General features: G+C 34.1%; 16 protein-coding genes. 13 read left to right on the top strand and 3 right to left on the bottom strand.

What is annotated here, in order from left to right; genetic code table 11:
• Window positions 1-9 precede the first annotated feature (9 nt).
• The 8 genes from SUCMO_RS0106640 to SUCMO_RS0106605 all read left to right on the top strand — a co-directional run bounded on the left by SUCMO_RS0106640 (window position 10) and on the right by SUCMO_RS0106605 (window position 8,514).
• A complete protein-coding gene (locus SUCMO_RS0106640) occupies window positions 10-1,194 on the top strand; it encodes a radical SAM protein (RefSeq protein WP_019879833.1) in 1,185 nt (394 codons plus the stop codon).
• A gap of 12 nt (window positions 1,195-1,206) precedes the next feature.
• Complete coding sequence (locus SUCMO_RS0106635; protein WP_028953930.1) at window positions 1,207-2,193, top strand: radical SAM/SPASM domain-containing protein; 987 nt, start codon at window positions 1,207-1,209, stop codon at window positions 2,191-2,193.
• Between the two features lie 5 nt (window positions 2,194-2,198).
• Window positions 2,199-2,654: a siroheme decarboxylase subunit alpha gene (gene ahbA / locus SUCMO_RS0106630; protein ID WP_019879829.1), complete on the top strand. Its 456-nt coding sequence runs from the start codon at window positions 2,199-2,201 to the stop codon at window positions 2,652-2,654.
• Complete coding sequence (gene ahbB, locus SUCMO_RS0106625) at window positions 2,651-3,121, top strand: siroheme decarboxylase subunit beta (protein WP_156819262.1); 471 nt, start codon at window positions 2,651-2,653, stop codon at window positions 3,119-3,121. The genes ahbA and ahbB overlap by 4 nt, the downstream gene beginning before the upstream one ends.
• 82 nt (window positions 3,122-3,203) lie before the next feature.
• A complete protein-coding gene (locus SUCMO_RS0106620) occupies window positions 3,204-4,661 on the top strand; it encodes a catalase (RefSeq protein ID WP_019879827.1) in 1,458 nt (485 codons plus the stop codon).
• Window positions 4,662-4,829: 168 nt separating this feature from the next.
• Window positions 4,830-6,446 carry an ABC-F family ATP-binding cassette domain-containing protein gene (locus SUCMO_RS0106615; RefSeq protein WP_019879825.1) on the top strand — a complete coding sequence of 539 codons (1,617 nt, stop codon included), beginning with the start codon at window positions 4,830-4,832 and terminating at the stop codon, window positions 6,444-6,446.
• Window positions 6,447-6,704: 258 nt separating this feature from the next.
• On the top strand, window positions 6,705-8,126 hold the full coding sequence (locus tag SUCMO_RS0106610; RefSeq protein WP_019879824.1) for an ammonium transporter: 1,422 nt from the start codon (window positions 6,705-6,707) through the stop codon (window positions 8,124-8,126).
• A 19-nt stretch (window positions 8,127-8,145) separates the two neighbouring features.
• Entirely contained in the window at window positions 8,146-8,514 is a 369-nt protein-coding gene (locus SUCMO_RS0106605; RefSeq protein WP_019879822.1) for a P-II family nitrogen regulator, read from the top strand.
• 143 nt (window positions 8,515-8,657) lie between these two features.
• On the opposite strand, the gene SUCMO_RS0106600 is transcribed toward SUCMO_RS0106605, so the two are convergent.
• The 3 genes from SUCMO_RS0106600 to SUCMO_RS0106590 form a co-directional block, all read right to left on the bottom strand.
• Complete coding sequence (locus SUCMO_RS0106600; protein ID WP_019879820.1) at window positions 8,658-8,972, bottom strand: DMT family transporter; 315 nt, start codon at window positions 8,970-8,972, stop codon at window positions 8,658-8,660.
• The gene (locus SUCMO_RS0106595) at window positions 8,972-9,274 is read right to left on the bottom strand and encodes a DMT family transporter (RefSeq protein ID WP_019879818.1); all 303 of its coding nucleotides are present in this window, start codon (window positions 9,272-9,274) and stop codon (window positions 8,972-8,974) included. Before SUCMO_RS0106595 ends, SUCMO_RS0106600 begins: the two co-directional genes overlap by 1 nt.
• Before the next feature lie 73 nt (window positions 9,275-9,347).
• Window positions 9,348-9,926 carry a TetR/AcrR family transcriptional regulator gene (locus tag SUCMO_RS0106590; RefSeq protein WP_028953929.1) on the bottom strand — a complete coding sequence of 193 codons (579 nt, stop codon included), beginning with the start codon at window positions 9,924-9,926 and terminating at the stop codon, window positions 9,348-9,350.
• A gap of 302 nt (window positions 9,927-10,228) precedes the next feature.
• On the opposite strand from SUCMO_RS0106590, the gene zupT reads away from it, so the two are divergent.
• The 5 genes from zupT (at window position 10,229) to SUCMO_RS0106565 (ending at window position 14,023) form a co-directional block, all read left to right on the top strand.
• A complete protein-coding gene (gene zupT, locus SUCMO_RS0106585; RefSeq protein WP_019879815.1) occupies window positions 10,229-11,041 on the top strand; it encodes a zinc transporter ZupT in 813 nt (270 codons plus the stop codon).
• Between the two features lie 108 nt (window positions 11,042-11,149).
• Window positions 11,150-11,494, top strand: a complete 345-nt coding sequence (locus tag SUCMO_RS0106580) for a DUF134 domain-containing protein (protein WP_019879813.1) — start codon at window positions 11,150-11,152, stop codon at window positions 11,492-11,494.
• Between the two features lie 44 nt (window positions 11,495-11,538).
• The gene (locus tag SUCMO_RS0106575; protein WP_019879812.1) at window positions 11,539-12,366 is read left to right on the top strand and encodes an Mrp/NBP35 family ATP-binding protein; all 828 of its coding nucleotides are present in this window, start codon (window positions 11,539-11,541) and stop codon (window positions 12,364-12,366) included.
• Between the two features lie 26 nt (window positions 12,367-12,392).
• Entirely contained in the window at window positions 12,393-12,728 is a 336-nt protein-coding gene (locus tag SUCMO_RS0106570) for a NifB/NifX family molybdenum-iron cluster-binding protein (protein ID WP_019879811.1), read from the top strand.
• A gap of 302 nt (window positions 12,729-13,030) precedes the next feature.
• A complete protein-coding gene (locus tag SUCMO_RS0106565) occupies window positions 13,031-14,023 on the top strand; it encodes an asparaginase (protein ID WP_019879810.1) in 993 nt (330 codons plus the stop codon).
• Window positions 14,024-14,029 lie beyond the last annotated feature (6 nt).

Here is a 14,029-nt window from a genome sequence, read left to right as displayed (position 1 = left end):
TTAATTATTTTGGAGGTGATTTCCATAATTAGTTTTTCAAAATTATTGTTGGGAAAAGCACATTTTGGTGATCGGTTGAGATATAGTAAAGAGGCGCAAAACAGTAGTCAAGGTGCTACTAATAGCATGGGGCCAGTGGTTGTTTGGAATTGCACCAAAACTTGCAATTTAAAGTGTCAGCATTGTTATGCAGGGGCTATATTAACAGAAACTCCAGAGGAAATGTCTACTTTAACAGCTAAAAGAATGTTTGACAGTTTAGTAGATTACAAGGTGCCAGCGCTATTAATATCTGGCGGGGAACCACTTATGCGTAAAGATATTTGGGAATTGTTAGCATATGCAAAAAAAATTGGGCTGAGAACGGTAATTTCAACAAATGGCACTTTAATTGATTCAGTAGCTGCTGAAAAAATAAAATCTTTGTCAGTAAGTTATGTAGGAATAAGCCTTGATGGATTAGAAACAATTAATGATGAATTTCGCGGTGTTGATGGGGCATTTAGAAGAACTATGCAAGGCATAAAAAATTGTCAACGCGTAGGCCAAAAAACAGGACTTAGATTATCTTTAAGCAAAAATACGATTAAAGATTTACCAGCTATTTTTGATTTAATTGAGTCTGAGCGAATATCTAGAGTTTGTTTTTATCATTTGGTATATTCGGGTCGTGGCGAACAGCTGGTGACGGCAGATTTAAATTTTGAAGAAAAAAGAAGAACTTTGGATTATATAATTGAAAAAACCTTTGAATTTGAAAAAAAGGGTTTGGATACAGAAATTTTAACGGTGGATAATCATTGTGATGGAATTTATCTATACCAATACATGAAAAATAAAGACATAAATAAAGCTAAAGAAATTTTACGCCTACTTTCAGTAAATGGAGGCAATCGTTCTGGCAGTGCAATAGGTGCCATTGATTGGCAAGGCAATGTTTATATTGATCAATTTACTCGAAATAGAGTTTTAGGAAACACGCAATTAAGCAGATTTTCCAGTATTTGGCAAGGCGAAAACAATGAGTTTTTGGAAAAATTGCGTAATAGAAAAGAATATTTGGGTGGTAGATGTAAATTTTGCAAATGGTTAGAACAGTGTAACGGTAATTTCAGAGCCCGTGCTTTGAGTACGGGTGATTTTTGGGCAGCAGATCCAGCCTGTTATTTTACGGATAAAGAAATAACAGAGTAAAGGAAGTGAAATATGCTGATATCATGGAATGTAACTAAAAAATGCAACTTATATTGCCAACATTGTTATCGTGAATCTAGTGCAAATGAAGATATATCTAAAGAGTTATCGACACAAGAGGGAATGCTGTTGATAGATTCGATAAAACAAGCTGGATTTAGGTTGTTGATTTTTAGTGGTGGTGAACCACTTTTGCGGGCAGATATTTATCAACTCATTAGTTATGCTAAAACTAAAGGCTTGATTCCAGCAATGGGAACAAATGGAACTTTATTAACGAAAAATGTTTGTAAAGAATTATTGTCATCTGGTTTAGCAGGTATCGCCATTAGTGTAGATAGTTTAGATAAGAATTATCATGATAAATTTCGTGGTAAAGTTGGTGCTTATCAGGCAACACAGTTGGGAATCGACAATTCTTTAGAGGCTGGCTTGCGAGTGCAAATAAATTTAACTTTGACAGAAAACAATCAAGAACAGTTTGAAAAAATGGTTGATCATTATGAAAAATTAGGAGTAAATGCGATTCATCCCTTTTTTTTAGTGCCTACAGGTCGAGCGAAATCTATTCCTGAAGAAGCACTTAAATCACAAGCATATTTTTCTATGATAAAAAAAATATTAGAAAAACAAAAAGAAACTAAAATAGAATTAAAACCAACTTGTGCGCCTCAATTTATGCCAATGGCTAAAGAGCTAAAGATAGAGCAACGCTTTACTAGAGGGTGCTTAGCTGGTATTGCTTATTGCTCAATTTTGCCACAGGGGGAAGTTCATATCTGTCCGTATCTGCCAATTAAAGTTGGTAATATTCGCGAAACCAAATTTGACAATATTTGGCGAGATAGTGAGATTTTGCAAAAATTACGTTCTTATGACAATTATGAAGGTAGTTGTGGTAAATGTTCAGAAATTGCAATTTGCGGAGGGTGTCGAGCAAGAGCTTTTTATTACAGTGGAAATTATTTAGCTGAGGAACCTTGGTGTTATAGGAGGTAAGGCAGATGGATAGCATTGATGAAAAATTAGTAAATATTTTACAGTTAGGCTTACCTTTAGAAAAGGATCCTTATAAAATTGTTGCGAAACAACTGGGGATTAGCAAGCAAGAAATAATAAAGCGTCTAAAAAAACTGCAAGAAAAAGGTTATATTCGCAGAATTGGCGGTAGCTTTAACACACAAGCTTTAGGCTATAAGAGTACCTTAATAGGGATGCATGTTCCGGAAAATATTTTTCCAGAAGTAGCATTATTTGTTAATGCTAATAAAGGTGTAACGCATAATTATAAGCGAAATAGTTTTTTAAATATGTGGTTTTCCTTATCAGTTAATCAAGAAAGTATAAAATATAAATTTTTAGATACATTAAGAGAAAAGTTTTTTTTAGAACATGTATTGGAATTTCCAAGCCAACAAATTTTCAAGTTGCGAGTGTTTTTTGATATGGAAAGCAGGTGAAAAACTTGGATAAGATAGATGAATTATTGATAACTGAATTACAGGGAGATATACCTTTAACAATAAATCCCTATAAAACCATAGCGGAAAAATTAATAATTACTGAGGATGAATTAGTAAAAAGGTTAAAGCGAATGCAAGCCGAAGGCTACTTAAAACGTGTAGGTGCAATTTTAAGACATCAAAATTCTGGGTATAAAGCGAATGCAATGTTTGTAATGCAAGTTAAACCAGAAAGAATTAAAATTCTGGGTGAGCTTTTAGCCAAAGAAAAATTAGTTAGTCATTGTTATGAACGCAAAAATTATGAAAATTGGCCCTATAACTTATATGCAATGCTTCATAGTCGCCAAATGGAAGATTTAGAGTGTTTTGTGAAAAAATTTGTCACACAAAATACTATCGAAGAATACCAATTGCTTTTCAGCGAAGAAGAGCTTAAAAAAACTAGTATGGTTTATTTTTAAAAATATCCGCCTTAATTATAGTCAGACTTTATTGGAGTTTCAAGTTTTCTTAAAACTTAAAATTATAAATGGAGGTTTTGACATGGATGAGAAAAAAAAATTAACTAGTGTGACTGGTTCACCAGTGGTGGACAATCAAAATGTGATGACAGCAGGCCCTAGAGGTCCACAATTACTCCAAGATGTTTGGTTTTTAGAAAAACTCGCACATTTTGATCGTGAGGTAATTCCGGAACGGCGAATGCATGCAAAGGGTTCGGGTGCATATGGGACGTTTACGGTAACACATGATATTAGCAAATATACAAAGGCTAAGATTTTTTCGGAAATAGGCAAAAAAACGGAGATGTTCGTGCGTTTCTCAACAGTTGCAGGCGAAAGAGGGGCTGCTGATGCAGAACGAGATATTCGCGGTTTTGCTATGAAATTCTACACAGAAGAAGGAAATTGGGACTTAGTAGGCAACAATACTCCAGTTTTCTTCTTGCGTGACCCTTTGAAATTTCCTGATTTAAACCATGCGGTCAAACGTGATCCTAAGACAAATTTACGTAGTGCAAAAAATAACTGGGATTTTTGGACTTCTCTGCCAGAGGCTTTACATCAAGTAACAATAACTATGAGTGATAGAGGTATACCAGCTTCGTATCGCCATATGCATGGTTTTGGAAGTCATGCATTTAGTATGGTTAATGCTTTAGGAGAAAGAGTTTGGGTTAAATTTCATTTTGTATCACAGCAAGGCATTAAAAACTTGTCGGATTTGGAAGCAGCAGCTGTTATTGCGCAAGATCGCGAAAGTCATCAAAGAGATCTGTTTGAAAGTATCGAAAAAGGGGATTTTCCACGTTGGAAAATGTTTATCCAAGTTATGACACTAGAGCAAGCACGACAAATGCCGTACAATCCTTTTGATTTGACAAAAGTTTGGTACAAAAAAGATTATCCGCTGATTGAAGTAGGTTATTTTGAGCTTAATCGTAATCCGGAAAATTATTTTGCTGAAGTTGAACAAGCTGCCTTTAACCCAGCAAGTATAGTGCCAGGCATAGGATTTTCTCCAGATAAAATGCTACAGGGCAGGTTGTTTTCTTATGGAGATGCTCAACGCTATCGATTAGGTGTAAATCATCATCAAATACCTGTTAATGCTCCTAAGTGCTATGTAAACAGTTATCATCGTGATGGGCAAATGCGAGTGGATGGAAATGCTGGTTCTAAAATTGCTTATGAGCCCAACAGTTATGGACAATGGCAAGAACAACCAGCTTTTAAAGAACCGCCACTAGAACTTCAAGGCGAGGCAGATAATTGGGATTTTCGAGCAGATGATAATGACTATTATACGCAACCGGGATTATTATATCGTTTAATGACATTAGAACAACAAGAATTATTATGTGAAAATACAGCTAGAGCAATGGGCGATGCTCCCGAGATGATTAAAATTAGACATATAAGTAACTGCTTGAAAGCTGATATGGATTATGGGGAAAGATTGGCTAAAGCATTGGGAATTAGTTTAGATAAAATTAAATAAAATTTTAAGGGATAATATTTTGAAACCACCTTGCAATAGATATAAATCTAATGTAAGGTGGCTTCATTGTTTGTAGTTATACTTTATTATAGGCTAGATATTTGACTTAGTAATTAAGATTATGATAAAATTTCATAGTTGTATTTAAAATAAAGGCGGTAATTATAAATGATATTAACCCAAGGTTTGACAGTCAGATTTGGTAAAAGGGTACTATTCGAAGATGTAAATGTGAAATTTACAGAGGGTAATTGTTATGGGCTAATCGGCGCAAATGGTGCTGGAAAATCGACATTTTTAAAAATATTAGCTGGAGAAACAGAAGCTAGCTCTGGTGAAATTGTTATTGATAAAGGACAACGTATTGCTGTTTTAAAGCAAGATCAAAATGCTTTTGACGAGTTTGAAGTGCTAAAGACAGTTATTATGGGGCATCAAAGATTATATGATATTATGGTAGAAAAAGATGCTTTATATGCTAAACCAGATTTTAATGATGAGGACGGATTGCGCACTGCTGAACTAGAAGGAGAATTTGCGGATTTAAATGGTTGGGAAGCAGAGACGGAAGCCGCTAGATTGTTATCAGGACTAGGTGTAAGTGTCGATTTGCATGAGAAAAAAATGGCAGAATTAAGTGGTAAAGAAAAGGTTCGAGTTCTTTTAGCTCAAGCTTTATTTGGGACCCCCGATATATTATTACTGGATGAGCCAACAAATAATTTAGATTATGACTCAGTTGCATGGTTAGAAGATTTTTTAGCATCATTTCCTAATATTGTTTTGGTAGTATCACATGATCGGCATTTTTTAAATCAAGTATGTACTCATATTGCTGATTTTGATTTTGCCAATGTGCAGATTTATGTAGGTAATTATGATTTTTGGCAGGAGTCTAGCCAAATGGCTTTGCAACTAGCTAAGGATGCAAACAAGAAAAAAGAAGATAAAATAAAAGAGTTGCAAACGTTTGTTCAACGGTTTAGTGCGAATGCTTCTAAATCTAAGCAGGCAACTTCTCGCAAAAAATTACTTGCAAAAATTGAATTAGATGACATCAAACCTTCAACAAGACGATATCCATACATAAATTTCAAATCTGATCGTGAAGCGGGAGATGAAATTCTTGCTGTAACTGGTTTAACAAAAACTCTTGATGGTGAAGTTATGTTTAAAGATTTAACGTTCACTCTTAATAAAGGTGATAAGGTAGCACTAATCGGCGGTAATGGTCAGGCCCAAACAGCACTTATGCAAATTTTAATGGGTGAGCTGGAAGCCGATGCAGGCGAAATAAAATGGGGAATAACTATTAGTAAAGCATATTTCCCGAAAGATAATAACAGTTTTTTTGAAACACATGATAATCTCGTCGACTGGTTAAGACAATATTCTAAAGATCAAGACGAATCCTTTATTCGTGGATTTTTAGGAAGAATGCTATTTTCGGGCGAAGAAACACAAAAAGAAGCTAATGTTCTTTCTGGGGGAGAAAAAGCAAGATGTATGTTTTCAAAAATGATGTTAAGTGGTGCAAATGTATTGTTGTTTGACGAACCAACCAATCATTTGGATTTAGAATCAATAACCTCATTAAATAATGGATTGATTTCATTTACAGGAACGATGCTTTTGCGTTCGAATGATCATCAATTATTAGAAACAGTTTGTAATCGCGTTATTGAAATCACACCACAAGGATATTTAGATCGTCAATATGGTTATGATGAATATTTATCAACCGAATCAATAAAAACTTTAAGAAAAGAAATGGGCATAATTTAAAAAAATAGCAGGAAGATTAATTTGTATACAAAAATACAAAATAATCTAGATTTATTGAAAAAAATGTTCTGCTGAGTATTGACAAAAAAACTAAAAGTTGTATAATATGGACAAGTGAATAATTGAAAAGCAATGAAGCTTTCGTTGACAGCCATGGGGTCAACGAAAGCTTTTTGTGTTATTATTCAAGACAAAGATGTCTTGTTATTGGTGACGATAGCAAGGCATCTTTATTAGTTTAAAAAGGATGGGATAAAAATGAAGAAAATAAGTTATTTGTTACTTGTGGTCTTTTGCTTAATTATTATAGGTTCTCCAGTTACATTAGCCGCAGAGACAGAGGTTGCTACAATTGATACAGGTGATACAGCTTGGGTTTTGATTAGTACAGCTCTTGTATTTTTCATGATTCCTGGTCTGGCCTTTTTTTACGGTGGCATGGTAAGAAGTAAAAACGTATTGGCTACTATTATGCAAAGTTTTTTTCTGGGGGCACTCATTTCAGTGGAGTGGGTTTTAGTTGGATATACATTGGTTTTTGGCAAAGATATAAACGGTATAATTGGTGATTTTAGTAAGCTTGGCTTAATTGGTGTAAATGTCAACTCGATTTTAGGCACAATTCCCGAATTTGCCTTTATTGCTTTTCAATGTATGTTTGCGGCACTGACACCAGCGCTAATAACAGGTTCCTTTGCTGGCAGAATGAGATTTCCTGCATTTGTAATCTTTAGTCTGCTTTGGGCTACGTTAGTATATAACCCCATGGCACATTGGGTTTGGGGTGGAGGCTGGTTAAGCACTTTAGGAGCACTGGACTTTGCAGGTGGTTTAGTAATTCATATTTTATCAGGAGTTTCTGGGTTAGTTTTATGTATAATGCTAGGAAAACGTAAGGGTTATGGAAAATCCCCGATATTGCCACATCACTTGCCGATGGCAATATTAGGTGCTTCTATGTTATGGTTTGGCTGGTTTGGATTTAATGCCGGGAGTGCCTTGGGAGCTAATGGTTTAGCAGCGAACGCATTTGTGGTTTCACATGCAGCTGCAGCAGCGGCAACTTTAGTTTGGGTGGCCGCAGAATGGTTGCGGAGTGGTAAACCGACAGTATTAGGTGCAATAAGTGGTTGTATAGCAGGACTTGTAGCGATTACTCCAGCAGCAGGTTTTGTTGAAACAATGCCAGCAATAGTTATAGGAATGATTTCTGGTTTAATTTGTTATTACTCTGTTGCGGTATTAAAAGTTAAATTAGGTTATGATGATTCTTTAGACGCTTTTGGAATACACGGAATAGGTGGAATTTGGGGGGCTATTGCTACTGGAATTTGGGCAACTAAAAGTGTAAATGAAGCAGGTGCTAATGGCTTATGGTACGGAGAATCAAATTTATTAATGGTACAATTAATATCTATTGGAGCGGCAATTTTGTTGGCAGTATTCGGGACTATCGTGATAGTAAAAATAACATCAGTTATTACTAGATTAAGAGTAGAAGAAGAAGAAGAAATTTTAGGCCTGGATTTGACCCAACATGGTGAACGTGGTTATGCTCAAAATTTTATTTCGGGAAATTTAGTTAACAACGAGGATTCGTTAGCTATGACACTAAACTTAGATAATTATAAACAAACGGAAATATATAGTAGTTCTAATGGAAATGACGTGCTAAAATAAAAAAAAAGGAGGAATTAAAATGGCGCTTACTAAAATAGAAATCATAACAAGACCTGATAAACTGGAAGATTTAAAGGAAGCATTAAATAGAATAGGTGTTGCAGGAATAACTGTAAGCCAAGTGTACGGTTGTGGTTTAACTAAAGGTCATAAGGAAATTTATCGTGGTGCGGAGTATTCTATAAGCTTAGCTCCAAAAGTAAAGGTGGAAACAGTTGTATGCGAAGTTCCTGTACAGGAAGTTTTAGATGTAGCTCAACAAGTTTTAAAAACGGGAAAAGTTGGTGATGGTAAGATTTTTGTGTATACTTTAGATAATGCAGTACGAATTAGAACTGGGGAAACTGGAGAAGCAGCGATTATGGATGAAAAAGTACCACCTAAATAACGACTAACTCATGAAATACTAATATGTATTCCATCATACCGAGTGATGATTTTGGAAGAGTAAAAGCGCCATAAATCAGATTATAAATTCTGACTTATGGCGCTTTTTATATGTAAATATTAAATTTATAAGCAATGTAAATGTTAAACAGAAAGTTGCAAACCCAAGACACTGAAAATGATTAATGCAAGGAAGAGGATTTGACCACTATTAAGATGTTCTTTGAAACGAAAGATGCCTACTAGAGTAATACCAATTGTCCCTATTCCCGACCAAACAGCATAAGCGATTCCTGTGGGAATTTCTTGCATAGCTTGTGCTAAGAGAAAGAAACTTAGGATAAAGCCAATAACCATAATAGCAATTGGTTTTTTGTTTTTGATACCGTCAACATATTTCATTGCCATAACACTTACAACTTCTTCTAGACCAGCAATTAAAATAAATAACCAAGCCATTATTTTTTCACCTCTTGTGTAGTAATTTTTAGACCGATAATGCCAATAAGTAATAAAAATAAAAAAATAAATTGTACGAAAGAGAGTTTTTCATTAAAAAAATAGATACTTACAATATAAGTTCCAATTGTGCCTATGCCAACGAAAACTGCATATGCAATCCCAACTGGAATAAGTTTATAGGCTCTTATTAGCAGTAAAAAACTCGACAATATTAGCAAAAATACTAAACTCCAACTTGCCAAAGAATCAGCATATTTAAGTAGAGATGCCCAAAGTATTTCTAAAACAGCAGCAGACAAAACGAGCGTTCAGCGCATATTAAACACCTCCCAATGAATGAATGTCAGTCACAAAATTATACAGAAACAAACTCTAAACCTTGAGCGCTTGTTGTAAAAAAATAAATAGTTGTTCTTGCTGTAAAGCAACAGTTTTATCATTGCGATTAAAAAGATACATTTGCTCAGCACAGCTTTCTATAAGGCCAATAACCATACGAGCAGCAATCATGGGGTCAACATTAGAACGAATTTCTCCTTGTTCAATACCTCGTTTTATTAAATCTTCTAACCAAGAATAATAAGGGGTGTATATTTTTTCCCACTCACTTAAAGTATTTTCAATAGCCAGCCCAGAATAACATAGAGCCAAAACTTCTTGATAAGAGTTTGTAACTTTAAAGGTAGTTGAAATAATTTGATGTAGTGTAGTCCAAATGTCAGTAGATTCTTGTGTTTTTTGTTGTATTTCATCTAGTAATGTATCTAAAAGATCATCGGCAATAGCAGGAATAAGAGCTTTTTTTGAAGAAAAGTATAAATAAAAAGTTCCTTGGGCAATCCCAGCTTTTTTTACTATGTCCGAAATAGTAGCTTTTTCTAGGCCCTTTTCGGCAAAAACACTTTTTGCTGCTGCCAAAAGTCGAATTCGTTTATTATCCAATGGCTTCACATCTTTCTTTGTATATATTTGGCAGTCAATTAAGAAAAAAGTATTATATAAGACGTAATCGCAATAACTTAACAAATGACTGATTGTCATTCATTATATTATAGTTTAGGTAAAAAGTCAAATAGAGCAACAGTTAGTATTATTGAAAAATAATTATCAATAGCTTGAATTATTCTATTTTTATGTTATTATAAATGCATAAAGCTTAAATATTTTTATTAAAAAGCAATTTTAAATATAAAATTTATGAACTGCAAGATGATTATAAAATTTAATTAAAAAAAATTATCTGGAGGTTGAATATGGACGTAACAAATGAACAGTTGATTTTTGCTTTTGCAATTACTTTATTTGCAGGTTTAAGTACAGGTATTGGTAGTGCATTAGCTTTTTACACAAAGAGAACAAATGAACGTTTTTTATCAGCAGCCTTAGGTTTTTCAGCCGGGGTTATGATATATGTATCAATGATCGAAATTTTTGCTAAGGCTAGAGAATCACTTAGCTTAGTATATGGAGCTAGTAAAGGATATGCAGTAACTACAGTGGCGTTTTTCTTTGGCATTGCAGTCATTGCGCTTATAGACAAATTTGTGCCTAATGCAGAAAATCCTCATGAAATACGTGGGGTTGAGGACATTGATAAAGGTAAAAAAAGTAATCCAGAATTATTGCGAATGGGGATGTTTTCGGCATTAGCAATAGCGATACATAATTTTCCAGAGGGTCTAGCAACTTTTACTAGTGCAATTCAAGATCCTGGCTTAGGAATTAGCATAGCAATAGCAATAGCAATTCATAACATACCAGAAGGAATATCTGTTTCTGTACCTATTTATTTTGCTACAGGTGATAAAAGAAAAGCGTTTATGTATTCTTTTTTATCTGGTTTGGCAGAACCCTTAGGTGCTTTAGTGGGGTATTTTCTCTTAAAGCAATTTTTTAGTCCCCAGACTTTTGGGATAGTATTCGCTTCAGTAGCAGGAATTATGGTATATATTTCTTTAGACGAATTATTACCTACAGCTGAAAAATATGGAGAACATCATATTGCTATTTATGGATTGATTGCGGGGATGGTTGTTATGGCAACGAGCTTAGTTTTGCTGTCGTAATAAAAAGGATAAGTTAAAAAACTTATCCTTTTTATTTAAATGATTATTGACATATGTTCATAATGGATTTATAATTCATATGTAAAAAGATTAAAGGAGAGGGAGAATTTGCCACGACCGCGTAAATGTCGGAAGGTATGTTGTTTGCCAAACAGTAATGAATTTGGTCCATTAAATACTTATATGCAACATCAAGCAATTGTTATGAGCATTGAAGAGTATGAAGTAGTTAGATTAATAGATTTACAAGATTTTTCTCAAGAACAGGCGGCAGAGAGCATGCATGTTGCGCGAACTACTGTTCAAAGAATATACAATGATGCCCGTAAAAAAATAGCTGATTGCATAGTTAATTCGAAACAATTAAAAATTTATGGAGGCGATTATCGTTTGTGCGATGGTAAAGAAGAAAGCTGCAATTGTGGTGGTTGTAGGAAACATCGCCAAGTTTGATAATAAAATTTTACTATAATTATCTTAAGAAAAGAGGAAATATAATGGCGGAAAATTGTAACCAAGACTGTGGTAGTTGTTCAAGCGTATGTGAAGAGCAGCAAAATCCAGAGATATCTTTTGAAAAACTAAATGATTTAAGTAGGGTTAAAAAAGTAATAGCAATTGTAAGTGGTAAAGGTGGTGTAGGAAAATCCTTAGTTACTGGACTTATGGCTAAAAAAACTAATGACGCTGGATACAATGTTGCTATTTTAGATGCAGATATTACAGGTCCATCAATACCAAAAATGTTTGGTCTTAATCAAAAAGCGGCTGGTGGTGAAACAGGAATATTTCCTGTAACTAGTAAAAATGGAATTGACGTAATGTCACTTAATCTGCTTTTAGAAAATCCTAATGACCCGGTAGTTTGGCGTGGTCCAATAATTGCAGGCGCTGTTAAGCAATTTTGGTCGGAAGTAATTTGGGGGGAAATTGATTATATGTTTGTAGATATGCCCCCTGGAACAGGAGATGTCCCTCTTACTGTATTTCAATCTATTCCTGTAGATGGTATCATAGTTGTTACTTCGCCGCAAGATCTTGTAACGATGATAGTAGGTAAGGCAGTAAAAATGGCTAAACTAATGAATATTCCTATTATGGGGTTAGTTGAAAACATGAGTTATATCAAGTGTCCTGACTGCAATAAAGAATTTAAAATCTTTGGCGATAGTAAGGTTGAACAAATAGCTCAAGAATTTAATTTAAAGGTTTTAGGTAAGTTGCCGATTGCTTCCGAAATTGCTAAAGCTTGTGATGCCGGGGAAATAGAAGATTTAGAAGAGGATTATTTGCTTGATGTGGTAGAAGAGTTAGAAAAAATATAACGACTGTTTAAAGAGGAGTGATTTTGATGAAAATAGCAATTGCTAGCAACAAAGGGCGAGTGGCCGAACATTTTGGGCATTGTGAAGATTTTGCTATATACGATATTTCGGTAAATAAAGTAGTGGCTAAAAATGTCATACCAAATCCTGGACATAAACCTGGATTTTTACCTAACTATCTAAACGATCTAGGAGTAAAAGTTATTATTGCTGGGGGTATGGGCAAGGGAGCTGTAGATATTTTTCAAGAAAAAAATATTGAAGTAATAACAGGAGCAGGTGGAGAAATAGATACCGTATTACAAGCAAAATTAGCGGGTGAATTAGTTTCTGATGATTCTGTTTGTGATCACCACCATTAGTAATGTAGTATAAATATTTATTTGTTTTATCATAATAAAAACAGACCTTTATAAAGTTAGCTTGATAACTAACCTTAATAAAGGTCGTTTTTTTATATTATTTTAATATAAAATTTAAGTTAATCTTGCCTTAAAATAATTCTTGCATAACAGGAAAGGACTGTATATTCTGAAAAAACATATTATGGTTAAAGAGTTTAAACATAAATATACTGATAATTATTGTTGCTTATAACAACGACATGTACTATTATATATACAGAGAACATATTATACAGATATCAGAATATGAGGTAAATTTAATGTATAAAAAGAAAATTATGCTTTTGGGAACTGGTGGTACAATTGCGGGAAAGGCTGTAAATAGTGTTGAAACAGCAATGTATGAAGCTGGGCAGATTAATATAAAAGACTTGATTCGAGAAATTCCGGTTTTGGAAAGTATTGCTCAAATTGAATGTGAACAGGTATGCAACATTGACAGTGCCGACATTACCCTAGAAATTATGGTAGAGCTAAGAAATAAAATTAATAAATATCTTAGCAGAGAGGATATTAAAGGAATTGTTGTTGCTCACGGAACAGATACATTAGAAGAAACGGCGTACTTTTTAAATCTAACGATTACTAGCAGCAAACCTGTTGTGTTGGTAGGAGCAATGCGACCAGCTACAGCATTTAGTGCAGATGGAATTATGAATATGATAAATGCTATATATGTTGCGATATCTGAGCATTCAATAAATAAAGGTGTATTGGTTGTAATGAATGATAGAATTTATGCTGCTAGGGAAGTTTCCAAGACGCATACTACAGGTTTAGATGCATTTACGTCATTAGAACTAGGTAGTTTAGGAAATGTTAATGGCGAAGGTGTTAATTTTTATCAACAGAGTTTAAGAAAACATACTTTAGAGAGTTGTTTTTCAAAAATAGATTTAAAAAATAGTTTTCCAATTGTAGATGTTGTTTATTGTGTAGCAGGAATGAGCTATAGAACAATTGAATTGTTTATAAAAAATGGTAGTCAGGGGATAGTTATTGCAGGTTTTGGAAATGGTAATATAAATAGTAAGTTTAAAGAAAAACTGAAAAACGCAGTAAAAACAGGAACGGTAATTGTGATGTCTTCTAGAGTTGCAAGTGGGGAGATTGTTGCGGGACAAGCAGCAAAAGAAACTGGAATTATTTGTGCTGGGAATTTAAATCCCCAGAAAGCAAGGATTTTATTGATACTAGCACTGGCTACTAATAAGAATTTAAATGAAATCCAAGAAATATTTGCAACACATTAGATAATT

Origin of the sequence: Succinispira mobilis DSM 6222, assembly GCF_000384135.1 — a bacterium.
GTDB classification, from domain to species: Bacteria; Bacillota; Negativicutes; order Acidaminococcales; family Succinispiraceae; genus Succinispira; species Succinispira mobilis.
Note: the sequence above shows the minus strand (reverse complement) of the source record. Positions and strands in the feature narration are given on the sequence as shown.